Raw genomic sequence first — 26,850 nt, 5'->3', positions numbered from 1 at the left:
GGGGCGGGTGGGCTCGTCCCACCCGCCCCCGAACACACTGAGCCGGTCATGAACGCGAAACGCATCCTGATGCTGGTCGGTGACTTCGTGGAAGACTACGAGGTCATGGTTCCGTTTCAGGCGCTCCAGATGGTCGGGCACACCGTTCATGCGGTGTGCCCGGGCAAGAGGGACGGCGATACGGTTCGCACCGCGATCCACGACTTCGAGGGCGATCAGACTTACTCCGAGAAGCCGGGGCACAACTTTAAGCTGAACGCGACGTTCGATGGCGTTGATGCCGGTCGGTACGACGCGCTGGTGATCCCCGGCGGGCGCGCCCCCGAATACCTGCGCCTCAACGGGGCCGTTCTGGACGTGGTGCGCCACTTCTTCGCGGCGGGTAAGCCGGTGGCGGCGATCTGCCACGGGCCGCAGTTGCTCGCCGCGGCCGGCGTGCTGAAGGGCCGCACCTGTAGCGCGTACCCGGCCGTCGGGCCGGACATCGGGCTGTGCGGCGGAACGCTCGCCGAGGTGCCCATCGACGGTGCGCACACCGACGGGAACCTCGTCACCGCGCCCGCGTGGCCCGCGCACCCGGCGTGGCTGCGGGCGTTCCTGAAGCTGCTGGGTACAACGATTGGTTGAACGAACGATGCGGCGGGCCGTCCGCCCGCCGCATTACAATTCCAGCCGTTACTAGTTGGTGTGGCCGCCCCGTGCATTGGCCTTTGAGTGTGCTCCGCTCACTCCGTGAGCGGTTGCGCTGCTCATCAGGTTCGCGTTGCGCAACGACTCCATCAGCAGTACGGCGACGATCTGGCTCGGCGGGTGCAGGTTGCGTCGCTCATCCGGTTCGCGTTGCGCAGCGACGGAGCGGCAAGCCCGCCGAGCGAATCGGACGCGCGGGGCGACCGCTCACGGAGTGAGCGGACCACACTCAAAGGCCAGAACCGTGCCGAGCTAAGGTGAAACGACGGGATTCACCCTCTCAGAATACACACCTTTAACATCACAACATTCCGATCAATAGCGGCCGATCAGTTCGACCGTGAGCCGCTGGTTGATGATGTCGTTGCGGCTCGTCAGCGGGAACTCGAGCGCGAAGCCGACCGTGTACTTGTTGGTGAGCACCGCCTTGGCGCCGAGCGCGGCGGTCACGAGGTGCGCCCCGGCCTGCCCGCGGGTGCCCAGGTTCAGCAGCCCGTCGCCCTCGCCGAACACCGGGGGCAGACGGTTGCCGCCGCTCGTGTACCAGAACCAGTTCAGCTCCGCCAGCGGGTAGAACCAGCCGAACAGTTGCTTGTCCACGTGGAAGCTGTTCCAGATGTAGCTCGAGCCCTGCGAGCTCTTCAGCGGGAAGTAGTACCCGGTGGTTTGCAGGTAGTGCCACTTGTTGCCGAACTCTTTGCCGTAGGTGACGAACGGGGCGAACGAGCCCGACCCCTGGTTTTGCTGCACCTTCGCCTCGCCGCTGGGGATCTCGTACAGGAACCCGAACGCGGCCAAGGTCTGGTTCTCGACGTCGCGGTAGAAGGTGTACTTGAGCCCGGCCGCCAAGTTCAGGAATCCGGTCGTCGAGGGGCCGTTGCGCGGCGAGATGTGCGCCAGCCCGTCCTTGTCGGCGATGATGCTGAGCCGCTCGGTGACGGCGAGGTTCATTTGCAGCGCGTAAGCCTGAATGTTGCCGTCGAGCGGGTGGCCGCCTGGGACGTTATTGTTGATGAACAGCAGCCGCGCGTGCGAGTTGGACCGCGGGTCCTTGTTCAGGATGGGGTTCGACACCGGGCCGACGAAGTCGTCGAACTCGTGGTCGCTCTGGAACAGCCGGCGCACCGGTTTGGTGCATTCGTCGCACAGTGCCGGGACTGCACCGGCCGGGGCGGTGTAGCCGGGGGCGGCGTACCCCGGACCCGTAGTTGGGGCTGCCGTTGTCGTTCCGGGGTAACCGGCCGCGGGCAGAGCGCCAGCGTCCGCGTACCCCGAGATCGGGAGCGCCTGGTAACCCTGTGCGGGCGGTTGTTGGTAGGCCGGGTCGGCGCCGACCGAGCCCGCCGTGAGCAGGGCACTGAGTGCGAGGGCGTTCATCCGTGAGTTCCGAGGGAAGTGGGCGTCGCGCGACCGTGCGCGACGGCGGCGGGGCGAGTCCGTGCCCCGTGTAAGGAATATCGGAGCAGCTTGTCGGGAAGTGAGGGGAGAAACGCATCACAGCAGATCGAGGAGGTGTGCCGTGAATCGGCTGTGCGGGCTGTAATGCCGATGATGATTTGGCACGGGCCGCACACCGCGATTGCTGTGCGGATCTGGCACAGCAATCGCGGTGTGCGGCGCCTCGACTCAGCCGATACGTGGGAACAGCGGCTTCACCTTCCCGTCGATCAACTCGGCGGTGATGCGCAGGTCGTCAGGCTGGGCCTTTAATTCGGCAGCATCGGCATATTTCACCTCCGCCCACGGCGTCGGGAAGTTGAAGCTCGTGTAGATCGCCTCCGCGCTCTTCGGGATGAACGGCTTCAACAGGATGCTGGCGATGCGAAGCGACTGCACCGCGTTGAACAGCACCTTCTTGGCCGCGTCCTTGTCGGTCTTCACGAGCTTCCAGGGAGCGTTGGCTTCGAGGTACTGGTTCGTCGGCGTAAGGAAGTCCTGAACGATCTTCTGAAGCGCCAAGTTGTACCGGCACGCCTCCACGTGCTCCCGCACCTCGCCCACGAACAGCATCAGGTCGAGTCCCGGCACCACGGGATTGGGCGTCACGCCCGCGGTCCCGGTGAACACCCCCTCGAAGTTCTTGAAGGTGATCGTGAGTTCGCGCGACAGCATGTTCCCGAGGTTGTTCGCCAGCTCGGAGTTGTAGACCTCGACGAAGCGTTCCGGGCTGAACTCGCCGTCGCTTGGATACGGGCACTCACGCAAAAAGAAGTAGCGGAACGCTTCCGCGGAGAACTTCTTGATGATCTCCATCGGTTCGGCCAAATACTCGAGGCCGAGTTCCTTGAGCGTGGTTTTCCCGATCTTGACCAATTCACCGGCGCCTTCGCCTTTGGCCCCGGCCTTCTCAGGGAGCTTGAGATATACGAACCCGTGCGAGAACACCTTGCGCGGCGCCTCCTCGCCCGCGGCCCACAGCATCGCGGGCCAGATGTGCGTGTGGAACCGCGTGATGTCCTTGCCGATGAAGTGAACGTCCGCGGGCCAGTGCTTGCGGAACGTCGCCTCGTCGTCGCCGTAGCCGATGCCGGTGATGTACGTGAGCAGCGCGTCGAACCAGACGTAGATGGTGAACTCCGGGTCGAACGGGAGCTTGATGCCCCACTCCTCGCCGTGCCGTGAGATGTTGAGGTCTTGCAGCCCTTCGGCCTCAATGAACCCGATCATCTCGTTGCGCCGGCTCTCCGGCTGCACGAACTCGGGGTTACCCTTCAGGTGCTCCAGCAGCCGATCTTTGAACGCCGACAGCTTGAAGAACCAGCACGGCTCGGACCGGCGCACGAGCGGGCGCTTGTGGTTCGGGCACAGCCCGTCGCTCTCCGCATGGACCTTGTCGCTCTTGAACTCCTCGCACCCGGGGCAATACCAGCCCTCGTAGCTACCCTTGTAGATGTACCCGTTGTCGTACACCTTCTGGACGAACTTGCGGCAGCACTGCTTGTGCCGCTCGTGGCTCGTCTGGATGAAGGTGTCGTGGCTGATGTCGAGGGCCTTCCAGACTTCCTGGAACTGTCGCGCCATGTCGTCGCAGTACGCCTGCGGCTCCTGCCCGAGCGACTTGGCGCGGTCGGCGACCTTGAGGGTGTTCTCGTCGTTGCCCATCAGGAAGAAGACATCGTACCCCTCCATCCGCCGGTACCGGGCCTGCACGTCGGCGCCGAGCTTCTCGAACGCGGTGCCGATGTGCGGCCGGCTGTTCGGGTAGTCGATGGCGGTGGTCTGGAACCAGCGGGGCTTGTCGGTCACGGCTCGTCTCCCTGCGTCGCAATCTAGCTGTTCTACAGACGCGATCGGGGCGGAGCAGGTTCAGAAGGGGGCGGATCAGGGCGGGACGAACAGGCCCGGGCCGCCGAGGTTCCACGACCGCGCGCCGAGGGCGCAGCCGCCGTTTTCGGTCAGGAGTTGAGCACCAAAGAGCACCCGCGCCGTTGAACGGCTTGGCCGGGCGACGACGATCACTTCCCTTCCTTGGGAGACGCGGCCGACGGTTTCGGCGGCGCGTACTTCGCCCGCTCGCGGCGCCACTTCTCCACGTCGTCCGGCTTCTTGGTCGCGGTGAACAGCTCGATCAACCGGTCGAGGGTTTCGGGGAGGCGGGCGGCGGACGCCCGCGGGATCTCGCTCTCCTTGGCCTTCAGCCCCTCGTACCCCTTCACCAGCAGCGGCTCGGCGTCGGCGTACTTCTTTTGGGCGAGGAGCAGCGCGCCGAGCTGGGAGCGGGCTCCGGCGGCGCGCCAGCCGTCCGGCTCGCTCGTCTCGTAGGTGGTGACGGCCTCGCGCAAATACGCCTCGTGCAGGTCGGCCCGGCCGCACCGGCCTAACTCCGGCCCTACCAGGGTGAGCAGGGTGGCGAGCCGGGCGGGCGGGAACTGTTTCCGCTGGGCCGCTACGAACTGCTCGAGCGTGGCGACCGCTTCCGCGTGCCGGCCGGCCGCGGCGTAGCCCGCGCCGAGGTTGCCGATGCTGGCCACGGTGTCCGGGTGTGAATCGCCCTGTGCGGCCTTCCGCCGGTCGAGAACGCTCTGATACAGGGGGATAGCTTTGTCGTGCCGGCCGGCCACCTTGTAGGCGTTGGCCAGACCGGTCATCGTGGTGAGCACCGAAGGGTGGTCTCTGCCCAGGGCTGCCCCCTGCCGTTCCAGGCCGCGTTCGAGCAGCGGGATGGCCTTCTCGACGCGGCCGGTCTGCCGGTAGGCGGACGCCAGGTTGGCCTGCGCGGCGAGCGTGTCCGGGTGGTCCGCGCCGAGGGTGGCGGCCATCCGCTCGGTCGCCCGCTCGAACAGCGGCACCGCCTTATCCGCCTGCCCGTTCCCGCTGTAGGCCAGGGCCAAGTTGTTGACCCCGGACAGCGTGTCGCGGTGGTCCTTGCCGAGGACCGCCTCCCGCCCGCGGAGCGCCTCCTCCAGTAGCGGTAGGGCCACGTCGTACTTCTTCTGGAGGTGACACCCGTATCCCAGGTTGGCCATCGTCGTCAGGGTGTCGGGGTGGTCAGGGCCAATCACCTTCCGCCGGACGGGCAGCACCTGCTCGTTCACCCGCACCGCTTCCTCTGTGCGGCCGGCAAGTTGGAGGGTGCTCCCGAGGTTGCTCAGCAGCTTCAGGGTTTCGACGTGATCCGCCCCCCGGAGCGCCTTCGACGCTTCGTGGGCCTTGCGGTGCAAGGCGACGGCACGGTCGTACGCGCCGAGGGTGGCGTGTGCGGTCGCGAGGTTGTTCAAGGTCGCGAGCGTGTCCGCGTGGCCGGCGCCCAGCGCGGCCAGGCGCTGAGCGTAAACGGTTTCGAACAGCTCGGCCGCGCGGGCGGTTTGCCCCGCGTCCGCGCAAGCGACGCCGAGGTTGTTTCGGGCCGTTACCGTGTCCGGGTGGTCCGCGCCCAGCGCGAGCGTCCGCCGGGCGAGGAGGTCTTCGAACAGCGGCAGGGCGGCCACCGGGCCGTTCGTCGCCTTCCGCGCGAAGGCGAGGTTGCTCGCGGCTTTCAAGGTGTCCGGGTGGTCCGCGCCGAGGCGCTCGGTGCGGAGGGCAACGGCCTTCTCGAACCGCGGGCGGGCAGACGCAGCGTCGCCGACCGCGAGCAGCGAGAGGCCGAGCTTCTCGTGCAGCGCGGCCGACGCAAGCGGGTCGCCGATGTCGGCTGCGTTCAGGGCGGCGGCGACCTTGCCCAGGCTCGCCCTCAGAGCGGCGCGGAACTCGGCGACGGTGGCGTAGTTGGCGCCCGGGTCGAGGCCGGTGAACACCTCGCCCAAAATGTCGTTCGCTTTGTGGGCGTACTCCAGGTTGGTTTCGGCCGCCCGCCGCCGGTCGTCGGCCTCCTCCTTCGCCCGCCGCTCGGCGCCAGCCGCCGCGACCGCCTTCGTCCGCTCGCTTTCCGCTGCCTCCGCCTGCCGCCGGGCTTCGACGAGACCCGCGGTGGTCCCGGCGAGCCCGGCGACCAGTGCGAACACGATCAGGGCCGCGGCCAGCACCTGCCCTTTGTTCCGCCTGACCAACTTTTTCAGTCGGTAGCTCCGGCTCGGCGGCCGGGCCTCCACCATCTCGTCGGCCAGATACCGCCGCACGTCGGCGGCGAGCGCGTTCGCCGACTCGTAGCGGCGGGCGCGGTCCTTCTCCAGCGCCTTCATCACCACCCAGTCGAGTTCCCCCCGGAGCAGCTTCGCCAGCTTGGCCGGCTCGGTGCTCCGGTTGGCGGCGATACTCGGCAGGGCGTCGGCGGTGCTCAGCCGGGTGCTCGGCCGCGGCGGCTCGACCTCCCGCACCAGCCGCAGCACCTCTAAAAACGCGCCCCGGTCGAACCCGGTCGCGCCGAGGGGAGGGGAGCCGGTGAGCAGTTCGTACAGCATCACCCCCAGCGCGTACACGTCCGCGCGGGTGTCGATGTCCACCGAGTACGGGTCGGCCTGCTCCGGGGACATGTATGCCGGGGTGCCGACCACCGCCCCCGCGTCCGACAGGCTCAGATCCGTCAGACTCCGCTCCGTCGCCTTGGCCACGCCGAAGTCGATGACCTTCGGGGTCGGTCGGCCGTCCACCTCGGCGACCAGCACGTTGGACGGCTTCAGGTCGCGGTGGATGATCCCCTTCTGGTGCGCGTGCTGGACCGCCTGGCACACCTGCACGAACAGCGCCAGCCGCGCCGCGACGGTCAGCCGGTGGCGGTCGCAGTAGTCGGTCAGCGGCACGCCGTCCACCAGCTCCATGACGAAGAACGGGCGGCCGGCCGGGGTGACGCCCCCGTCGTACATGCGGGCGATGTTCGGGTGGTCCATTAGGGCCAGCGCCTGCCGTTCGGCGTCGAACCGGGCCAGCACCGTCCGCGAGTCCGCCCCCGCCCGGATCAGCTTCAGCGCCACCTGCCGCTTCACGGGCTCCGTCTGGCCGGCCAGGTACACCGCGCCCATGCCCCCCTCGCCGATCAACCGCACGAGCGCGTACCGGCCGGCGATCACCGCGCCGGGGGCGGTCGCCGGGTCCGGCGCGGGCTTCCGGCCGCCCCGCCACGTCGGCGCGGCCGGGGCGTCGCGCAGCAGGTCCGCCGGGCTGTCCTCCAGGAACGAATCGGCTGACTCGTGGCGGGCCAGGAGCGCCTCAACGCGCGCCCGTAGCGAGGCGTTCGCCCCGCACGCTTGGTCCAGGAAGGCGGCGCGTGCCGCCGGGTCGGTGATGACCACGGCCCCGGTGAAAATGTCCAGCTCGCTCACGCCCGCCTCTCGCTGCCACAGATCCGATTCGCCACAACACCATGCGCCGCCGGGGGCCGGAACGCGCAACGCGGCCCGTCACGGTGCCGGAGCGCCGGTGCCGGCCATCTCGGTCAGCAGCCAGGCGCGGGCGTACGCCCAGTAGGCGTCGGCCGTTCGCGGCGCGATGCCGAGGACGGCGGCGGCCTCCTTCAGCGTCAGCCCGCCGAAGTACCGCAGTTGCACCAACTCCCCCACCTTCGGCTCGGCCGCGGTCAGAACCGTCAGCGCCTCGTCGAGGGCGATCAGCTCGTCGGCCCGCTCCGGCTCGGCGATCTGGTCCGGGTCGAGCGGCACCCGTTGGCGCCCGCCCCCGCGCTTCGCCCGCCTCTTCCGGCGGGCCGACTCGATCAGGATTCGTCGCATGGCCGTGGACGCGGCCGTGAAGAAGTGCCCGCGGCTGTCCCCCGGCAGGTCGAGCGCCCCGGCCCCGACCGGCCGGTCGCCGAGCAGTCGGAGGTACGCCTCGTGAACCAGGGCGGTGGGTTGCAGCGTGTGCCCGACGGTCTCGTTGGCGAGGGCGCGGGCGGCGAGCCGCTTCAGGTCGTCGTAGACGAGGCAGAACAGGTCCTCGACCGCTCGGGCGTTGCCGCCGTTCGCGGCCGCGAGCAGTTCGGTGAACACGGGCATCGGAACCGTCACTCCGGATCGCGGGCCGGTCGGTGCCGACCGCGGGCGGTGCCGGCCGGCAGAGATTTGTCATTTTTCTATTGCGCGTTTCGGACCGCAGCGACGCCTGTGGGGGTGGCGCATCCCCCTATAACCGTCGGAGTCCGCTCGATGCCCGTCCGTTCCTGGGTCCGCAAGCTGTTCGACCGCACCCCCGCCCGGCCGATCGTCCGCCCCCGCCCAAAACTGGCGGTGGAAGCTTTGGAAGACCGGGCCGTACCGGCCACATTCGCCGTCACCAGCCTGCTCGACAACGGCAGCGCCGGCACCCTCCGGTGGGCCGTCGACCAGGCCAACGGCACGGCCGGGGCGGACACGATCACGTTCGCCCCGGGAGTGGCCGGGGGCACGATCGTGCTGACGGGCGGCCAACTTGCGCTCACGGACTCGGCGCAGACCACCATTGATGGCGGTGCGGCCGGGGTGACCCTGGACGGCAACAACGCGTCCCGGCTGGTCTTCGTGAGCCCCGGTGCCAGTGCCGCACTGAACCACCTGACCATCACCCGCGGTCGAGCCGGCAATTTGGACGGCGGCGGCATCCTCAACTCCGGCGGCACGCTCGCGGTGTCGGCCAGCACCATCACCAACAACGCGGCCAACTTCGGCGGTGGCATCTCGAACTTCAATGGCACGCTCACGGTCACGGGAAGCACCGTGGCGAACAACGTGGGCAACTTCGGCGGCGGCATCTACAGCACCGGTTCGGCGGCGGTGACGGCGAGCACCATCGCCAACAACTCCGGCGGTAATGCCGGCGGTGGCATCCTCAACTCCGGCGGCACGCTGACAGTGTCGGCCAGCACCATTGCCAACAACTCCGCAGGTGGTGCCGGCGGCGGGGGGATTTACAACAGTGGCGGCACGGCGACCCTGGCGAGCGCGATCCTGGCCGACGGTTTCGGCGGCAACAGTAACCTGTCGGCGTCGAGCGCGAACAACCTGCTGGTGGGGAGCGGGTCGGTGGGCGGGCTGAGCAGCGGGGCGAACGGGAACGTGGTGGTGCCGACTGTGGCCGCCGCGGGCCTGGACCCGGCCGGGCTGAAGGACAACGGGGGGCCGACCCAGACCATCGCCCTACTGCCCACCAGCCCGGCCATCGGGGCCGGGCCGTTCGCCGGCGGTGCGACCGTGGACCAGCGGGGGTACGGTCGCCCGGCGGCCGGCAACATCGACCTCGGCGCGTACCAGACGACCGCCGCCCCGCGGGAGGCCGATTCGCTGGTGGTCACCACCACCGCGGACGCGGTGAACGCGTTCGACGGGCTCACCAGCCTGCGCGAGGCGGTCGCGTACGCCAACACGCACCCGGGTGCGGACACGATCACCTTCGCCTCGGGCGTGGCCGGCGGTACCATCGTGCTAACCGACGATCAGCTCACGCTTACGGACGCGGCGCAGACCACCATTGACGGCGGGGCGGCGGGTGTCACCCTGGACGGCAACAACGCGTCCCGGGTGCTCTTCGTGGGCACTGGCGCGAGTGCCGCCCTGAACCACCTGACCATCACCCGCGGCCGGACTCTAGATGGCGCCGGCATCTACAACCAGGGCACGCTCACGGTGTCGGCCAGCACCATCGCCAACAACAACGCCTCCTTCGGTGGTGGCATCTCGAACTATGGCACCCTTACCGTCACGGGAAGCACCGTGGCCAACAACGGGAGCTACCATGGCGGCGGCATCTTCAACCGTGCTTCGGCGACGGTGACGGCGAGCACCATCGCCAACAACTACGCCGATGATTCCGGCGGCGGCATTAGCAATGTCGGCGGCACGATCGCGTTTTTGTCTAGCACCATTACCAACAACGCGGCCAGTCGTGTGAGCGGGGGGGGGGGCGGGGGCATTTACAGCAGCGGCGCCACGACGACCCTGACGAGCACGATCCTGACCGACGAGTTCGTTGACTTCGGCGGCGGCAACCTGTCGGCGTCGAGCGCGAACAACCTGCTGGTGGGGAGCGGGTCGGTGGGCGGGCTGAGCAGCGGGGCGAACGGGAACGTGGTGGTGCCGACCGTGGCCGCCGCGGGCCTGGACCCGGCCGGGCTGAGGGACAACGGGGGGCCGACCCAGACCATCGCCCTGCTGCCCGGCAGCCCGGCCGTCGGAGGCGCGGCCACGAACGCGGGTGCCACCGACCAGCGGGGCGTGGCGCGGGACGCGCGGCCGGACATCGGGGCGTTCGAGTTCACCGACTTCCGCCCGTCGCTGGTGGTGACCACGCTGGCGGACGAGGACGACGGCACGTCCGACTCGCGGTTCGGTTCGGGCACCAGCTTGCGGGAGGCGGTGGAGTACGCCAACGCGCACCCGGGGGCGGACACCATCACGTTCGCCCCGGGCGTAGCCGGGGGCACCATCGTGCTGACGCGCGGGCAGCTCGCGCTCACGGACGCGGGCCAGACCACCATTGATGGCGGGGCGGCGGGGATGACTCTGGACGCCAACAACGCGTCCCGGGTGGTCCGGGTGTATGACCGGGCCACCGCCGCCCTGAACCACCTGAACATCACCCGCGGCAATATCGACAACTCGGACGGTGGCGGCATCCGCTATTATGGCGGCGGCATCTTGAACCAGGGCACGCTGACGGTGTCGGCCAGCACCATCACCACCAATAACGCCCCCTTCGGCGGCGGCATCTCCAACTGGGGCACACTGACGGTCACGAGAAGCACCGTGGCGAACAACGTCGGCAACTTCGGCGGCGGCATCTACAACTCCGGTTCGGCGACGGTGACGGCGAGCACCATCGCCAACAACTCCGGCGGTAATGCCGGCGGTATCCAAAACAGCGGCGGCACGCTGACGGTGTCCGCCAGCACCATTGCCAACAACACGGCCCAGAATGGGGACGCGGGAATTAACAATTTTTACTCCCGTACGACCCTGACGAGCACGATCCTGACCGATGCGTTCGGCGGCGACGACCTGTCGGCGTCGAGCGCGAACAACCTGCTGGTGGGAAGCGGGTCGGTGGGCGGGCTGAGCAACGGGGCGAACGGGAACGTGGTGGTGCCGACTGTGGCCGCCGCGGGCCTGGACCCGGCCGGGCTGAAAGACAACGGGGGGCCGACTCAGACCGTCGCCCTGCTGTCCACAAGCCCGGCCATCGGGGCCGGGCCGTTCGGGGCCGCCGGCGCGACCGTGGACCAGCGGGGGTACGGTCGCCCGGCGGCCGGCAACATCGACCTCGGCGCGTACCAGACGACCGCCGCCCCGCGGGAGGCCGATTCGCTGGTGGTCACCACCACCGCGGACGCGGTGAACGCGTTCGACGGGGTCACCAGCCTGCGGGAGGCGGTCGCATACGCCAACGCGCGCGCCGGTGCCGACACGATCACCTTCGCCCCGGGTGTGGCCGGGGGTACGATCATGCTGACCGGCGGCCAACTCGTGCTGAACGACTCGGCGCAGACCACCATTGACGGCGGCGCGGCGGGTGTGACCTTGGACGGCAACAACGCGTCCCGGGTGATCCTGGTGAGTTACGGGGCCACTGCCGCCCTGAACCACCTGACCATCACTCGCGGCAAGGCCGACAACTCGTATGGTGGCGGAATCTACAACCAGGGCACGCTCACGGTGTCGGCCAGCACCATCACCAACAACGGGGCCTACTTCGGCGGCGGCATCTCGAACTATGGCACCCTTACGGTCACGGGAAGCACCGTGGCCAACAACGGGGGCTACTATGGCGGCGGCATCTTCAACCATGCTTCGGCGGCGGTGACGGCGAGCACCATCGCCAACAACTACGCTGACAATTCCGGCGGCGGCATCAGCAATGTTGGCGGCACGATCGCGGTTTTGGCTAGCACCATTACCAACAACACGGTCCGGATTGGGGGCGGGGCCGCTGGGGGCGGGGGTATTTACAGCAGCGGCGCCACGACGACCCTGACGAGTACGATTCTGACCGACGGGACCGCCGGCGACAACCTGTCGGCGTCGAGCGCGAACAACCTGCTGGTGGGGAGCGGGCCGGTGGGCGGGCTGAGCAACGGGGTGAACGGGAACGTGGTGGTGTCGACTGTGGCCGCGGCCGGCCTGGACCCGGCCGGGCTGAAGGACAACGGGGGGCCGACCCAGACCATCGCCCTACTGTCTACCAGCCCGGCCATCGGGGCCGGTATGGCCGGCGCGACGACCACCGACCAGCGGGGGGTGGCGCGGGACACGCGGCCGGACATCGGGGCCTACGAGTTCGTTGCCTATCGCCCGTCGCTGGTGGTGACCACGCTGGCGGACGAGGACGACGGCACGTCCGACCCGGGTTTCGGTTCGGGCACCAGCCTGCGGGAGGCGGTGGCGTACGCCAACGCCCACCCGGGTGCGGACACGATCACGTTCGCCCCGGGGGTGGCCGGGGGTACGATCGTGCTGTCGCGCGGTCAGCTCACGCTTACGGACGCGGCGCAGACCACCATCGACGGCGGTGCGGCGGGGGTGACCCTGGACGGCAACAACGCGTCCCGGGTGTTCTTCGTGAGCCCCGGCGCGAGTGCCGCCCTGAACCACCTGACCATCACCCGCGGCCGCGCCGCCAATGACAGCGGCGGCGGCATCTACAGTGAGGGCACGCTCACGGTCACGGCGAGCACCATCACCAACAACTCGGCCAGCACCACTGGCGGCGGCATCTTCAACCAGGGCACGCTGACGGTGTCGGCCAGCACCATTAACAACAACTCGGCTACCTCAGGAGCGGCTATCTACAACAGTACTGGCTCGGTAACCGTGACGACCAGCACTATTGCTAACAACTCGGCCAGCACCACTGGCGGGGGCATCTATAACTACGATGGCACGCTGACGGTATCGGCCAGCACCATAGACAACAACTCCGCTAGAATCGCCGGCGGTGGAATGTACAGCAGCGGTGGCACGCTCACGGTGTCGGCGAGCACCTTCGCTAACAACTCAGTCCTTTTTGGCAACGGCGGCGGCATCGTTCTTGATGGCGGCACGCTAACGGTGTCGGCCAGCACCATTAACAACAACGCGGCCGGTAATACTGGCGGTGGCATCTTCAACTCGGGAACACTCACGGTCACGGCAAGTACCGTGGCCAACAATTCGTCCGATTCTATGGGCGGTGGGATCCACAACCTGGGCACGCTCATCGTCGCGTCGAGTACCATTGCCAACAACTACAACACGTCCACCCTCGAAGGCGATGGCCTTTTCAACTTCGGCGCGATCGGTGGCACGACGACCCTGACGAGCACGATCCTGACCGATGGGTTCACCGGCGACGACCTGTCCGCGTTGAGCGCGAACAACCTGCTGGTAGGGAGCGGGCCGGTGGGCGGGCTGAGCAACGGGGTGAACGGGAACGTGGTGGTGCCGACCGTGGCCGCCGCGGGCCTGGACCCGGCCGGGCTGAGGGACAACGGGGGGCCGACCCAGACCATCGCCCTGCTGCCCACCAGCCCGGCCGTCGGAGGCGCGGCCACGAACGCGGGTGCCACCGACCAGCGGGGCGTGGCGCGGGACGCGCGGCCGGACATCGGGGCGTTCGAGTTCACCGACTTCCGCCCGTCGCTGGTGGTGACCACGCTGGCGGACGAGGACGACGGCACGTCCGACTCGCGGTTCGGTTCGGGCACCAGCTTGCGGGAGGCGGTGGCGTACGCCAACGCCCACCCGGGTGCGGACACCATTACGTTCGCCCCGGGCATGGCCGGGGGTACGATCGTGCTGTCGCGCGGTCAGCTCACGCTTACGGACGCGGCGCAGACCACCATCGACGGCGGTGCGGGGGGGGGCACCCTGGACGGCAACAACGCGTCCCGGGTGCTCTTCGTGGACACCGGCGCGAGTGCCGCCCTGAACCACCTGACCATCACCCGCGGCTGGGCCGACAACTCGGATGGTGGCGGCATCTACAATCAGGGCACGCTCACGGTGTCGGCCAGCACCATTACCAACAACGGAGCCTACTTCGGCGGCGGCATCTCCAACTGGGGCACACTGACGGTCACGGGAAGCACCGTGGCCAACAACGTCGGCAACTTCGGCGGCGGCATCTACAACTCCGGTTCGGCGACGGTGACGGCGAGCACCATCGCCAACAACTCAGCCAGTAATGCCGGTGGCGGCATCCACCTCCTCGGCGGTACGCTGACCGTGTCCGCCAGCACTATTGCTAACAACTCGGCCTTCGCCGGGGGAGGGATCAACAGTCTCGACGGTACGCTGACGGTGTCGGCTAGCACCATTACCAATAACGGGGCCAGCCTCGGGGGCGGCATTTTCAGCCAGAGCACGCTGACGGTGTCGTCGAGCACCATTGCCAACAACTCGGCCATGATCAGCGGGGGCGGCATCTCCAATGGTTTCGGCACGCTGACGGTGTTGTCGAGCACCATCGCTAACAACTCCGCCGGTGGTGCCGGCGGCGGCATCTCCAACAGCAGGGGCACGGTGACCCTGACGAGCACGATCCTGACCGACGCGTTCTCCGGCGACGACCTGTCCGCGTCGAGCGCGAACAACCTGCTGGTGGGTAGCGGGTCGGTGGGCGGGCTGAGCAGCGGGGTGAACGGGAACGTGGTGGTGCCGACCGTGGCCGCCGCGGGTCTGGACCCGTCCGGGCTGAAGGACAACGGGGGGCCGACCCAGACCATCGCCCTGCTGTCCACCAGCCCGGCCATCGGGGCCGGTGGGGCCGGCGCGACGACTACCGACCAGCGGGGCGTGGCGCGGAACGCCAACCCCGACATCGGGTCGTTCGAGACGCAAGCGTCGACCGTCGGGGTGACCATTGCCGGCGGGGTTTATCGTGGGACGGCTTACACGGTGACGGCCGCGACCGTCGCCGACATCAACGGCGCGACCATCGCCAGTTTCGGCAGCCCGGCGCTGACGTACACCTACTACGCCGGCGCCCTTACCGCGGCCCAGGTCGCGGCCGCCACCCCGCTGGCCGGCGCCCCAATCAACGTCGGCACCTACACCGTTGTCGCCACCTTCACCAGTGACGCGGCCGGCTACCGGAACGCGGTCAGCAGTCCGGTCTCTTTCGCCATTACTCCGGCAACGGCCTTTGTGGTGGTGCCCAGTTCGACCTTCGAGTACGACGGGCAAGCTCACGGCTCACAAGCGGTGCAGGCCGTCGGCGTCGGCGGGGCCGACCTGAGCGGGTTCGTCTCCCTCAGCACCCTGTTCACCGATGCCCCCGGCGGCATCGCCACCTGGACGTTCGATGCCGGCCCCAACTACGTTTCCGCCAGCGGCTCGGTGTCGATCGTCATCTACCCGCGGGTGGTTTCCTGGGTGACCGACGCGGCCGGCAAAACGTATGGCGACGCGGACGCCGCTTCACTGACCACCGGCACCGGGAGCGGCTTTGTGGAGGCCGATGGGGTGACGGCCGCGTACACTCGGCAGGCCGGTGAGAACGCGGGCACTTACGCCATCACCGCCACGCTGTCCAGCAGCCGGCTGACGGCCGCGCAACTGGCGGCCAACTACTTCGTCATCAACAACACCGGAGCCGTGTACACCATCGGCCGGCGGGCAGCGTCCGTTTCGGCGGACGCGCTGACGAAAGTCTACGGCGACGCGGACCCCGTTCTGACCGGCACCCTCAGTGGCTTCCTGCCGGGCGACGGTGTGGCCGCCGCCTACACACGGGCGGCAGGCGAGTCCGTGGCCGGCGGCCCGTACGCCGTCACCGCCACCCTCAACCCCTCCGCGGCGCTGGCGAACTACGACGTGACCTACACCGCGGGGAGCCTGACCGTTACCCCGCGCGTGCTGACGGTGATTGCGACGGCGTCGGACAAGGTGTACGACGGCACGACTGCGGCGAGCGCCACGCTGACCCTGGGGAACACGGTGGCCGGCGAGGTTCCGACGGCCACGTTTACGTCGGCTGTATTCACCGACAAGAACGCGGGCGTGGGCAAGGCGGTGACGGTGTCCGGGATCGCGCTGGACCCGGCGTTCGCGTCCAACTACACGCTGAACGGGGTGACCACGGCGTTCACCGCCACGGCAAGGATCACGGCGAAGGCCATCAGCGGCGCGTTCACCGCGGCCGACAAGGTGTACGACGGTGGGGCCGCGGCGACCGTGCTCACCCGGAGTCTTGGCGGGGTGATCGGCCAGGACGCGGTCACCCTGACCGGCGGCATCGCGGCGTTCGCCGACAAGAACGCGGGGGCCGGTAAGACGGTCACCCTGACCGGGGCGACGCTGACCGGGGCCGATGCCGCCAACTACACCCTGACCGGTGTTGCTGACGCCGCTGCGGCCATCAACCGGCGGGCGCTGACGGTGAGTGCGACGGCGTCGGACAAGGTGTACGACGGCGGCACCGCGGCGAGCGCCGGCTTGGTGCTCGGAAACGCGGTGGCGGGTGAGGCCCCGGCGGCCACGTTCACGTCGGCTGTGTTCGCCGACAAGAACGCCGGCACCGGTAAGGTGGTGACGGTGTCCGGGGTCGCCCTGGACCCGGCGTTCGCGGCCAACTACACGCTGAGCGGGGTAACGACGGCGGGCGCCGTCGCCAGCATCACGGCGAAGGCCATCAGCGGGACGTTCACCGCGGCCGATAAGGTGTACGACGGCACCCGGGCCGCGACCGTGCTCACGCGGAACCTGGGCGGGGTGATCGGCCAGGACGCGGTCACCCTGACCGGCGGCACCGCGGCGTTCGCCGACAAGAACGCGGGGGCCGGTAAGACGGTCACCCTGACCGGGGCGACCCTGACCGGGGCTGACGCCGCCAACTACACCCTGACCGGCGTGGGCGCGACCACCGCCAGCGTCGCCCGGCGGGCGCTGACGATCACCGCTACGGGCACGAACAAGGTGTTCGACGGAACCACCGCGGCGGCCGTTACCCTGGCCGACAACCGGGTGGGCGGGGATCAACTCGCCTCGGGCTACACGTCGGCCGCGTTCGCCGATCCGAACGTGGGTACCGGTAAGTCGGTGACGGTGACCGGGATCAGTGTGACCGGCGCCGACGCCGGCAACTACACGTTCAACACCTACGCTACGACCACGGCCAGCATCACCCCGGCCGCCGTAACGATCGGGCTGGTCACCGACCGCCCGGTCGCGGTGCCGGGGCTGGCCGTCACGTTCACCGCCACCGTCGCCGCGGCCAACGGCGCTCCGGTGACCGGAACCGTGACGTTCAAGGACGGGAGCACCGTGCTCGGCACCGCTCCGGTGGTGAACGGTAAGGCGGTACTGACCACCGACGCCTTCCAGTACGGCAACAAAACGATCACCGCGACGTTCGCCGGCGGGGCCAACTACGCGGTCCCGACCGCCGCGGCCTCGGTGGGCGTGTCGGTGGTGCCGGCGGCGATCCTGGCGGACCCGGTAACCGGGCAGAACGCGCTGTTCGTTGGCGGTACCGCAGGCGACGACGAGATCGAAGTGCTGGGGCTCTGCAACAACCGGTACGCGGTCGAGGTCGAGAGCGGGTGCTGGAAGTTGTTCGATCAGACGCTCACCGGGGCGGTCGCCCGGGTAGTGATGTACGGCGGGGCCGGCAACGACTCGATCGTGGCGAACGGCGACGTTCGGGTGCCCGTGTTCGCGTTCGGCGGGGCCGGGAACGACATCCTGGTCGGGACCGCGGGCGCGCCGAACGTGCTGGTCGGTGGGGCCGGTAACGACCTGCTGTACGCCGGCTGCGCCCGAGACATCCTGATCGGCGGGGCCGGGTCGGACCTGCTGTTCGGGCAGGCCGGTGACGACATGCTGATCGGCGGCTCGACGGCGTTCGACGCCAACGAGTCGGCCCTGTGGGGCCTCCAGGCGGAGTGGAACTCGTCCCGGGACCTCGGCACCCGTGTGGCCAACTTGAAGGGCACCGGAACCGGCCCGCGGGCGAACGGAAACGCCTTCCTGGTGGCCGGCGGGCCGTCCGCGACGGTGTTCAACGACGGGGCCGGCGACTTCCTGTACGGCGGGAGCGGGCGGGACTGGTACTTCGCCAACACCACCGGCGGCGGGGTTCTGGACGTGGTCGCAGGTCTTCGCGGGGATGACCTGCTGACCGAACTGTAACCGTCGGTCGGTGGCCGCTCCGGAGCGCCTGTCTCCCGGGTCGGCCACCGCACCTGAGTCACAATCCGGTTGTTGGTGCCTGCTTTTGTTTTTGTGGCACAGACCTTCCGGTCCGTGCCACAAAAAACAGACACAACCGTTTGGATCGTGAATGAGTCACGGGTGCGGTTTGGCTTGTGTTGACGCGCTGGGAACGATCCCGGCGCGTCAACACAAGCCAAACCGCAGGTCGGCTCCTGTCTCCGGTTTTCCGAGCACAACACTTCTCGAACTCTAAAAGCCTCGACGCGCGAACGCTGCGGCTGTTCCATTGCCGGTTCCGGCGGTCCAACCCACGAGCGATTCAATGCGCGGCCGGCACGCACTGTGCTGAATAGTGGGGCGTGCGGTCGATCGGATCGCATTCGCACCTGGGAGGTCGGCACCATGCCAACGCGTAAGAAGCACACCGCCACCGTCGGCGTATTCGAGTCGAAGGGCCGCGCCGAGCAGGCCATTGAGGATCTCAAAGCGGCGGGGTTCGACGAAGGCAAAATCGGGCTCGTCTACAAGAACGAGAGCGGGGAAACCGTGACCGACGGCGCAGCCGGCGACACATACGCGGAGGAGGGGGCGGTCGCCGGTGCTGCTGTCGGGGCCGGGGCCATGGCGCTCGGGTCGCTGGCCGTGTCGCTCGGGGTGATCCCGGTAATCGGGCCGGTGCTAGCCGTCGGGCCGCTGGCGGCGGCCCTGCTGAGCGCCGGGGCCGGTGCCGCCGCCGGTGGCATTGCCGGCGCGCTGGTCGGCTGGGGCGTCCCAGAGGAAGACGCCGAGTACTACCAAAACGAGGTGCAGAGCGGCCGGTACCTGGTGACCGTCGAGGCGAACGGGCGGGCGCTCGAGGCGCGCGACATCTTGCACCGCCGCAGCGGGTTCGACCGTAGCGGGTGGGGCGCGGTCCGGGCCGACCGGGCCAACATCATGGCCGCCGGCGAGTTCCGTTCGGACGACGGGCGCGTGATCCAACTCCGCGAGGAGCAACTGCGGGCTGAGAAGGATACGATCGAAACCGGGCAGGTGAAGGTGCGCAAGGAGGTTCACACGGAGCAGAAGCAGATCACCGTGCCGGTCGAACGCGAGGAGGTGGTGGTGGAACGTCGCCCCGCAAGCGGCCGGGCCACATCGGCGGAAATGGAAGCCGAGGAGATCCGCATCCCGGTGAAGGAAGAACGGGTCCGGGTCACCACAGAGCCGGTCGTCACTGAGGAGGTGACTATCGGTAAGCGGAAAGTGCGAGAGAACAAGACTGTGAGAGGCACGGTTCGCAAGGAGGAGGCCGTGGTCGAGTCCGAGGGCGATGCGACTGTGCGCCAAACCGTCAAAACGGGCGGTCGTAAGTCGTAATTTCCTTACGGATTGGGACTCATGGGCTAGCTGAACGCTTCCGGCGCCGCAGGTGCGGCGCCGGGAGTTCTCATTCGTAGCAATCTGGTGCGAGGCGAGTTGCGCTCGGCCGAGTAGGAGATCTGAGGCCGGGTTGAAGTAATATTGAAAATACGACCTTGCTTCAGTCTGGCTATTCGACCTTGCCGCAATCACTGATGGTGACCTTGGTCGATGTCTGCCCGCTCCGCGAGCCGACCGCTTCGATCTTCTGCACCACGTCGTACCCCTTCACCACCTGCCCAAATACGACGTGCCGGCCATCCAGGTGCGGGGTTGCGGTAGTGCATAGGAAGAACTGGGATCCGTTAGTGTTGGGGCCGGCGTTGGCCATCGACAGGGCGCCCGGGCCGAAGTGTTCGCCGGCCTTCCCCTCGAACGTCTCGTCGTCGAACCGGCTGCCGTAGATGGACTCGCCGCCCCGCCCGTCCCCGCGGGTGAAGTCACCGCCCTGGCACATGAACCCGGGGATCACGCGGTGGAACGTCGAACCCTTGTAGGCGAGCGGGGTCCCGGCCTTGCTCGTGGTGCCGACGCACAGTTGTAGGAAGTTCTCGGCGGTTTTGGGGCACGTGTCGGCGAACAGTTCCATCTCGATCCGCCCGGCCGCTTGGCCGCCGATGGCGATGTCAAAGAACACCGTGGGGTTCTTCGGGTTCACGGCGTGATGCGGCTTGTATTCGCTGGACATGGGACTCACTTGCGTGTGTGTGGAGATCGTGGTGCCCGGCGGGTCCGTCGCGCACGCGGGCGGGAATGCGAGGCCGGCCGGAACGATTCGACGCAGGCGGGGCGCCGGCCGTAATGCGTCACGGCTCCCGCTGAAAGAATCGGTCAGAGGAGATTATCGGCCCGCGATACGGGAAGACAAGGAAGCCGTGCCGGAAGGGGGAAACCGGGCGTGTGAAGCGCCATAACAACGCGGGGCGAGAGGCCACCAAGGGGACTTGAGCCGGCCATTCCCTAACCGGTTCCCGACGCACATTCGACACCCCGCACCGCAGCTCACCGCAATGGGCGAGACTTTTCCGGAGAGAAGTTCGGGGTGCGAGTGGGAACGGTCAGGTTCGGTTCACGGCCCGAAATGCCTCTGTCGAACTCGGAACGTGTGCTGCGGGCACGAGGAGCGACCATGCGCCCGGAAAATGTGGCAGACATGGCAACAGCCGGGAGCCTGTACTCTCGACTGTGCACGTCGGCCTGCGGTGCGTCTCATGAGCATGGCGAGTTGGCACGTTCCACCGTGTCATCACGATGAAACAAGGAACGGCCGCGGGTCGGGCTAGTCCTTCGTGTCGTCGTTGCTGAGGAAATCGAGAACGTCGGCTTCGTTCCACTCCTCGCCGTTCGTTTTGCCCTTCTGTTTGTCGTCGCGAGGCGGTTCGGAGTCGTTCACCCCCGGCAGCGCCAAGTCGATCTCTTCGACCGGTTCACTCAAATCCCCGAAAAGGTGCGCCTCGCCGAGCCGTTCCCACAGCAGCCGCGCGAACGGTTTCACCTCGATGTGCTCCTGCACCGCCCACCGGTCGCGGTCCTGCGGCCGGATGAACTGCGCCGTTCGCAACTTGCGCAACGTGGTGTGCGCGTCCGAGTCCCGCGCGAAGTCGGGGAAGATTTCTCCCACCGTCGGAGCGCCCGCGTGCTCCATGATGGCGCGCAGGGCGTCCCGCTCGTCGGGGCGGATGAACGGCGCCGCGGCTCGCATCTCACGGACCAGGGCCGTCAGTGCCGTCGCGAGCTCGTCCGCCGTGCAACTCATCGTTACCGGCCCGAGGTCGAGTTCCAGTTCGTGTTCCGCGTGGGTCAGGTGCATTGGGTTCTCCCGTGGCCCGGCGGGTCCGCGCGGCCGAGAGCCGCGGAGCGGAGCAGCCTCGTGAATGTGGCGACAGGGGCGAAACGGGGCGAAGGCGAAGCCCGAGCGATGTGGCGATGGGCGAACCGAAGTCAGTATAACCGCGCACGTGCTCTCACGCAACTCTCATCTCGGGAAACGAGCCCGCGCCGTTGGCGCGCCGGAAACGTGAACATACAATCACGTCGCGCCGCGAACCGGACGGCCCGGGACCGCGGCGCGCACCCGAAACGAGGCTCCGGATGAAGACGTTCGCACTGGTGGCGGGGTTGGTGGCGTGCTCGGCCCTGATCGCGCGGGCGGCCGACGAGAAGCTGGACCTGGCCGGCACGTACACCCTGGTGGCCGGCAAGAAGAACGGGGCGGACGTGGACGCGACCGCGAAGAAGGCCCAGTACATCGTCACCGCCGACAAGTTCACCATCAAGGGCGGCGAGATCACGTTCGTGATGGGGTACAAGCTCGACGCCAAGGCGACCCCCGCTCAGGTCGATATGGAGATCCTCGAAGGCCCCGAAGGCACCAAGGGCACGAAGGCGATCGGCATCCTCGAGCTGAAGGGCGACACGCTCAAGATCGCGTACTCGCTCGACAAGGAGAAGCGCCCGAAGGAGTTCGACGGCAAGACCGGCTACTACTTCGAGCTGAAGAAGGAAAAGGCGAAGTAGCGCCGCGTTCGTACACTCACTGCCATCTGCCGGCAGAGGTGCTGCCGGCGGTTCCGCCCGCCGCGCCCATTCCCTTCCGGACCGTTGTGATGCGTTCTTTGCTGGTCGCCGTCGCGCTGCTCGCGCTCGCCGTCTGTTCCACCCCCGCGGACGAGAGGCTGAAGGGCGTCGCGTGCCGCTCGGTTCACCTCGGCTACCCGGCGCCGGAGGGCGTGGCGTTTTACAACGAGTTGACGGTGGAGAAGTCCGCCGACGGCACGTACTTCATGGCCGCCGGGTGGGGTAAAGGGTATTTCGGCATTCAGGAACTCGCGAACGGCAAGAAGCTCGTGCTGTTCTCCGTGTGGGACCCGACCACCGGCGACGACCCCAAGAAGGTGGACGAAGCGAAGCGGGTGAAGATGCTCCACAAGGACGCCGCCGTCCGCGTCGGGCGGTTCGGGGGCGAGGGCACCGGCGGGCAGTCGTTCTTCGATTACGACTGGAAGGTCGGTGAGACCTACCGCTTCCTCGTGACCGCGAAGCCCGACGGCGACACGCGCACCGCGTACAGCGGCTACTTCTACGTGCCGGAAAAAACGGCCGGGGGTTCGGGCGGCTCCCCCCCGAAGGGGCAGTGGAAGCACCTCGTGACGTTCTCGACCCTCACAAAGGGGGAACTGCTCAAGGGGTGCTACTCGTTCGTGGAGGACTTCCGCCGGAACAAGGTCTCCACGACGAAGGAACGCCGCGCGAGCTTCGGCAACGGCTGGATCAAGCCGGCGAAGGGTGAGTGGGTGCCGCTGGATAAAGCCCGCTTCACCGCGGACGCCAACCCGGTCACCAACATCGATGCTGGCGCCGTGAGCGGGCGCTACTTCCTGGCCACCGGCGGCGACATCGAGAACAAGACCACGAAGTTGCGGGACGCCATTACGCGGGACAAGGAGAAGTCGGGCGCCAAGCCGCCCGCGGACCTGCCGAAGTTCGAGTAAGAGGTGCTCGCCGAGGGGGGGATGCCGCGACGTGTCGAACCGTCTGCCGACGCCGACGGTTGGCGCTCGCGGCCAGCAAATGGCGGGGTAGCGGCTCGCCAAAGTTCGGAGCGCAAACGTTGGCCGACCGCCCGGACGCGCCAACTCAGGCCGCTCGCACCGTTTCGCGTGCGCCGCGCCGCCGCTCCTTTCGCAACTCGTCGAGGTACGGGTAGAAGTCCACCTGGATCGTGTGCCGCGACGACGCCGTGTATCGCCGCCGCATCGCCCCGCGGTCGCGCCCGATGCCCGTCAGCATCTCGTCTCGCGTCGGCAACGCGCACTTGCCTTCAACGAGGTCCGCGACCCACTTCGACTGCTCTTCCGCCAGCGGCATGATCGCGCCCCACGGCTGCACCAGCCCGATAAAGTACAGACCGCGGTGTTCGGGGTGGACCACCAGCTTGTAGAGCCGCACCTCGTTGTCGCGGGCGTCGAACACCTCCGGCGCGAGGAACGGCACCCGGATGTCGTAGCCCGTGGCGTAGACGATCGCGTCCACGGGTTCGCGCGTGCCGTCTGTAAAGAGCACCTCGCGCCCGTCGGCGGCGCCGGTGAACTCCTGAATGTTGGGCTTCACCGTGACCCGGCCGTGGCCGATCAGGTTGAGCAGGTCCGACGAGATCGTCGGGTGCTCTTCCAGAATCCGGTGCCGCGGTTCCGGCAGGTGGAAGCGCTTGAGCTTGCCGCGCGCGAGCCGGAGGGCGGTGCCGAAAATGAGCTGCTGCGCCCGGAGCGGCAGGTGGCGCCACATCCACGGCGGCACCAACTTGTCGAGCGGGCGCCCGAACAGGTACTTCGGGATCAGGTGGACGCCGTGCCGCATCGCCAGGACGGTGCGGTCGGCGACGCGCGACACCTCGCACGCGATGTCGCAGCCCGAGTTGCCGGCGCCCAGTACCAGCACGCGCTGGCCCGCGAAGCTCTCGGGGGTGCGGTAGCGGCCGGCGTGCAGCGTCGTGCCGGCGAACGTGCCGGGGAACGTCGGCACGCGCGGGTGCCAGTGGTGCCCGTTCGCGACCACGACATCGGTGTACGTGCGGCTCTCGCTGTGGCCCGTTGCGTCGGTCGTTTCGACCCGGAACGTGCCGTCGGCGAGTGGCTCGACCCGCTGCACCATGGTGCGGAACGTGATCCGGTCGCGGAACCCGAAGTGATCGACGTAGGCGTCGAAATACCGCGCGATCTGCGAGTGGTGCGGGAAGTCCGGGTAGTCGCGCGGCATCGGGAAGTCGGCGAACTGCATCTTCGCGCGCGACGTGTTGATGTGCAGCGACCGGTACGCCACCGACGCGCCGCTGTCGTTCTCGTACCGCCACAGCCCGCCGACGTTCGACCCCTTCTCGAAGCAGTCGAACGGGATGCCACGCTCATGGAACGTCTTGGCCGCGACGATCCCGGACGAGCCGGCGCCGATCACACAAACCCTGCGCATAGTACCGCTCCGTGACGCGGCACATGTGATAACGGAAACGGGGGCGGCGGGGCAAGAGCGGTTGTCCGGAGCGGTCCTGACAGGGGGCTCACCGCTCGCCGGGTGCGGCCCACTTCGTGAGCGGTTCCGCCGGTCGCCACGTTTCGAGTTTCGTGAGCAGCTCCGGAACGGTTTCGGCGACCAGCAGCAGCTCGCGGTGCTTCGGCTTGAGGAGCCCTTCCGACACGATGTGGTCGAGCCACACCAGTAGCGGGGTGAAGAAGCCGTTGACGTTCAGCAGCGCGACCGGCTTGGTGTGGATGCCGAGCTGCGCCCAGGTCAGGATCTCGAACAGCTCGTCGCCGGTGCCGAACCCGCCGGGCAGCGCGACGAACGCCCCGGCGCGGTCGGCCATCAGCGCCTTGCGCTCGTGCATCGTGTTGACGACGATCAGCTCGGTGCAGTCTTCCTGGGCAATTTCCTTGAGCGCGAGCGAGTGCGGGATCACGCCCACCACCGCCCCGCCCGCGGCCAGCGTGGCCGACGCGACGACGCCCATCAGCCCGACCCGGCCGCCGCCGTACACGAGCGCCAGCCCGCGCCCGGCGAGCGCCGCGCCCAGCTCGCGCGCGGCTTCGGCGTAGAGCGGGTTCGTGCCGGCCGCCGACCCACAAAACACGCAAACGGAATTCAATGGCATGAGGGGCACCGCGGAACGTGAGAGAGTTCGGGCGGCTTCAATATAGTTCCGGACTTTAGGTTCGGAAGGGCGGGCTTCGGCTCATACCCAACCGCGGGCGCGGTACTCCTCCGGTACGTCCGGTGGCGGCTCCTTGCGCGCGACGCACGCCACGGCCGCGCGGACGCGGTCGGCCCAACCCGGGTCGTGCGGGGACACCACGCACACGTTCCGGTCCTACCGGTTCTCCTCCCACACGCCCCAACTGTCGTCGATGTGCAGGTGAATGCCGAACTGCGCCGGGCACTTGCTCGGGCCGCGGCGGCCGAACGTGCGCTCGTGCCGGTACTGGTTGACGACGTAGCCGAGCCGCACGCCGTAGCACCGGAGCCACCACCACACGGTTCGCGGGTCGCGGTACGAGGTCGTGTACACCCACAGCTCGTGATCGCGGCCGAGCTCCCGCAGCAGCGCGCCCGCGCCCGACCGCAGCGGCTCGTGGAGCCAGCCGCGCAACAGCCGCCACACGCGGTTCGGATCGTGCCGCGCGCCGTCGTGGTAGCAGATGAGCGTGTCGTCAAGGTCGAACGAGATTCGCATGGTTCCGGTACGCGACGGGTTCCGGCGCGGTTCGCCGTGCTTACCCATTCCTCCGGAAACGTCCCGTTCCGGCTGATTTCCTCCATCCGCCAGTTCCCCGAACCCGATAAACAGGACCGGCGGCGCGGGTCACGCGGCGCCGGCTTTCGGGGTGATCCGTATGGGCGGCCGGAACAAGCTCGTGATCGCGGCGCTCGCGGCGGCGCTGGGCGGTGGGTGCGGGACCGTCGATAACGTGCGCCGCCCGGTCTACCCGCTCCCGAACAGCCCGAGCACGCACGTGTGCCGGGTGTACGGCGGGGTCCGCGGCGACTTCGGCATGATGACCGAGTACCCGTGGCGCGAGACCCCGTCGCTCATCGATTACGTCGTGCTCCCGCTGATGGCCGCGGTTGATCTGGGGCTGTCGGCCGCCGGAGACACGGTTACGCTGCCGTACACGGTCGGCGTGGAGGTGTGGCGGGCGTTCAACCCCGGCCCGCCGCCGCGCGAGTCGTTACAGTTGCCGGTCACCGTTGCGGAGCCCACACCGCCGACCGGGCAGGTTGTGCGGCCGTAAGCGGGGCCTGCGGGAGATATTCCGGTGGTGCCGGGTTTGCGTGCCGGCGCCCCGTATTCTATCGTCCTTTAGCAACGGCCGAGGGCGATTTTGGTTCTCGGCCGGGGGCGTGTGCCGGCGCGTTCTGTCGCGTCACACCTTTCATCCTCGAAAGGGCTAACCCGCTGCGAAGCGGGGGCGCAAAGCCACGGGCCTGCGGTCTCCCCACCACACCGACCGCAGGTCGCCTGGTTGCCGAAGGGTATGGCGGTGAAAACCTGTCCATCCCTGGGGGCGTGGGGTCACACCCGCTCCCCTCCGCGCGTCGGAGCACGGGCTCACACCCGGTGCCGCCAGCGCACGCCCCGCTACGTTCAACATCTCTGGTCATTGGCCGCGTTCGGCGCGCCGTTCGACTCGCCGCGAGTGACGCCGAATCCCATCTGCGTCGTGCGACGCAAGCTCAACGAAGAGTTTCTGTAGTTTCACGTGAGACGCGGGCCGTCAGGAGCGGCTGCGAAAGCACTCAG

General features: G+C 68.3%; 15 protein-coding genes and 1 riboswitch. Of the genes, 6 read left to right on the top strand and 9 right to left on the bottom strand.

Features of this window, described 5'->3' with window-relative positions:
* The first annotated feature begins 48 nt into the window (after positions 1 to 48).
* Entirely contained in the window at positions 49 to 627 is a 579-nt protein-coding gene (locus R5W23_RS11615) for a DJ-1/PfpI family protein (RefSeq protein ID WP_320686464.1), read from the top strand.
* 378 nt (positions 628 to 1,005) lie between these two features.
* Here the strand turns inward: R5W23_RS11615 and R5W23_RS11610 are convergent, their stop codons facing one another.
* The 4 genes from R5W23_RS11610 to R5W23_RS11595 form a co-directional block, all read right to left on the bottom strand.
* Positions 1,006 to 2,067 carry a hypothetical protein gene (locus R5W23_RS11610; RefSeq protein WP_320686463.1) on the bottom strand — a complete coding sequence of 354 codons (1,062 nt, stop codon included), beginning with the start codon at positions 2,065 to 2,067 and terminating at the stop codon, positions 1,006 to 1,008.
* A 249-nt stretch (positions 2,068 to 2,316) separates the two neighbouring features.
* Positions 2,317 to 3,936 carry a methionine--tRNA ligase gene (gene metG, locus R5W23_RS11605; RefSeq protein WP_320686462.1) on the bottom strand — a complete coding sequence of 540 codons (1,620 nt, stop codon included), beginning with the start codon at positions 3,934 to 3,936 and terminating at the stop codon, positions 2,317 to 2,319.
* Between the two features lie 209 nt (positions 3,937 to 4,145).
* A complete protein-coding gene (locus tag R5W23_RS11600) occupies positions 4,146 to 7,385 on the bottom strand; it encodes a serine/threonine-protein kinase (RefSeq protein ID WP_320686461.1) in 3,240 nt (1,079 codons plus the stop codon).
* 78 nt (positions 7,386 to 7,463) lie between these two features.
* The gene (locus tag R5W23_RS11595) at positions 7,464 to 8,054 is read right to left on the bottom strand and encodes an ECF-type sigma factor (protein ID WP_320686460.1); all 591 of its coding nucleotides are present in this window, start codon (positions 8,052 to 8,054) and stop codon (positions 7,464 to 7,466) included.
* Between the two features lie 150 nt (positions 8,055 to 8,204).
* Here R5W23_RS11595 and R5W23_RS11590 point away from each other — a divergent pair, with 150 nt between their 5' ends.
* Positions 8,205 to 18,134 (top strand): choice-of-anchor Q domain-containing protein, encoded by a 9,930-nt coding sequence (locus tag R5W23_RS11590; protein ID WP_320686459.1) that lies wholly within the window; start codon positions 8,205 to 8,207, stop codon positions 18,132 to 18,134.
* Positions 18,135 to 18,560: 426 nt separating this feature from the next.
* Entirely contained in the window at positions 18,561 to 19,517 is a 957-nt protein-coding gene (locus R5W23_RS11585) for a YsnF/AvaK domain-containing protein (protein WP_320686458.1), read from the top strand.
* 172 nt (positions 19,518 to 19,689) lie between these two features.
* Here R5W23_RS11585 and R5W23_RS11580 read toward each other — a convergent pair whose 3' ends face one another.
* Both R5W23_RS11580 and R5W23_RS11575 read right to left on the bottom strand, forming a co-directional pair.
* Complete coding sequence (locus R5W23_RS11580) at positions 19,690 to 20,247, bottom strand: peptidylprolyl isomerase (RefSeq protein ID WP_320686457.1); 558 nt, start codon at positions 20,245 to 20,247, stop codon at positions 19,690 to 19,692.
* 591 nt (positions 20,248 to 20,838) lie between these two features.
* Positions 20,839 to 21,369, bottom strand: coding sequence for a hypothetical protein (locus R5W23_RS11575; RefSeq protein ID WP_320686456.1), 531 nt, complete (start codon positions 21,367 to 21,369; stop codon positions 20,839 to 20,841).
* Positions 21,370 to 21,650: 281 nt separating this feature from the next.
* On the opposite strand from R5W23_RS11575, the gene R5W23_RS11570 reads away from it, so the two are divergent.
* Entirely contained in the window at positions 21,651 to 22,076 is a 426-nt protein-coding gene (locus R5W23_RS11570) for a TIGR03067 domain-containing protein (protein ID WP_320686455.1), read from the top strand.
* Positions 22,077 to 22,165: 89 nt separating this feature from the next.
* The gene (locus R5W23_RS11565; protein ID WP_320686454.1) at positions 22,166 to 23,050 is read left to right on the top strand and encodes a DUF3472 domain-containing protein; all 885 of its coding nucleotides are present in this window, start codon (positions 22,166 to 22,168) and stop codon (positions 23,048 to 23,050) included.
* Positions 23,051 to 23,195: 145 nt separating this feature from the next.
* On the opposite strand, the gene R5W23_RS11560 is transcribed toward R5W23_RS11565, so the two are convergent.
* The 3 genes from R5W23_RS11560 to R5W23_RS11550 all read right to left on the bottom strand — a co-directional run bounded on the left by R5W23_RS11560 (position 23,196) and on the right by R5W23_RS11550 (position 25,782).
* A complete protein-coding gene (locus R5W23_RS11560; RefSeq protein WP_320686453.1) occupies positions 23,196 to 24,524 on the bottom strand; it encodes a flavin-containing monooxygenase in 1,329 nt (442 codons plus the stop codon).
* A gap of 88 nt (positions 24,525 to 24,612) precedes the next feature.
* Entirely contained in the window at positions 24,613 to 25,203 is a 591-nt protein-coding gene (locus R5W23_RS11555; protein ID WP_320686452.1) for an LOG family protein, read from the bottom strand.
* Between the two features lie 216 nt (positions 25,204 to 25,419).
* Entirely contained in the window at positions 25,420 to 25,782 is a 363-nt protein-coding gene (locus tag R5W23_RS11550; protein WP_320686451.1) for a hypothetical protein, read from the bottom strand.
* A 160-nt stretch (positions 25,783 to 25,942) separates the two neighbouring features.
* Here R5W23_RS11550 and R5W23_RS11545 point away from each other — a divergent pair, with 160 nt between their 5' ends.
* The gene (locus tag R5W23_RS11545; RefSeq protein ID WP_320686450.1) at positions 25,943 to 26,341 is read left to right on the top strand and encodes a YceK/YidQ family lipoprotein; all 399 of its coding nucleotides are present in this window, start codon (positions 25,943 to 25,945) and stop codon (positions 26,339 to 26,341) included.
* Between the two features lie 144 nt (positions 26,342 to 26,485).
* Positions 26,486 to 26,580, top strand: a riboswitch (cyclic di-GMP riboswitch).
* Positions 26,581 to 26,850 lie beyond the last annotated feature (270 nt).

It is taken from the genome of Gemmata algarum (assembly GCF_034097035.1).
Classification (GTDB): Bacteria; Planctomycetota; Planctomycetia; order Gemmatales; family Gemmataceae; genus Gemmata; species Gemmata algarum.
Note: the sequence above shows the minus strand (reverse complement) of the source record. Positions and strands in the feature narration are given on the sequence as shown.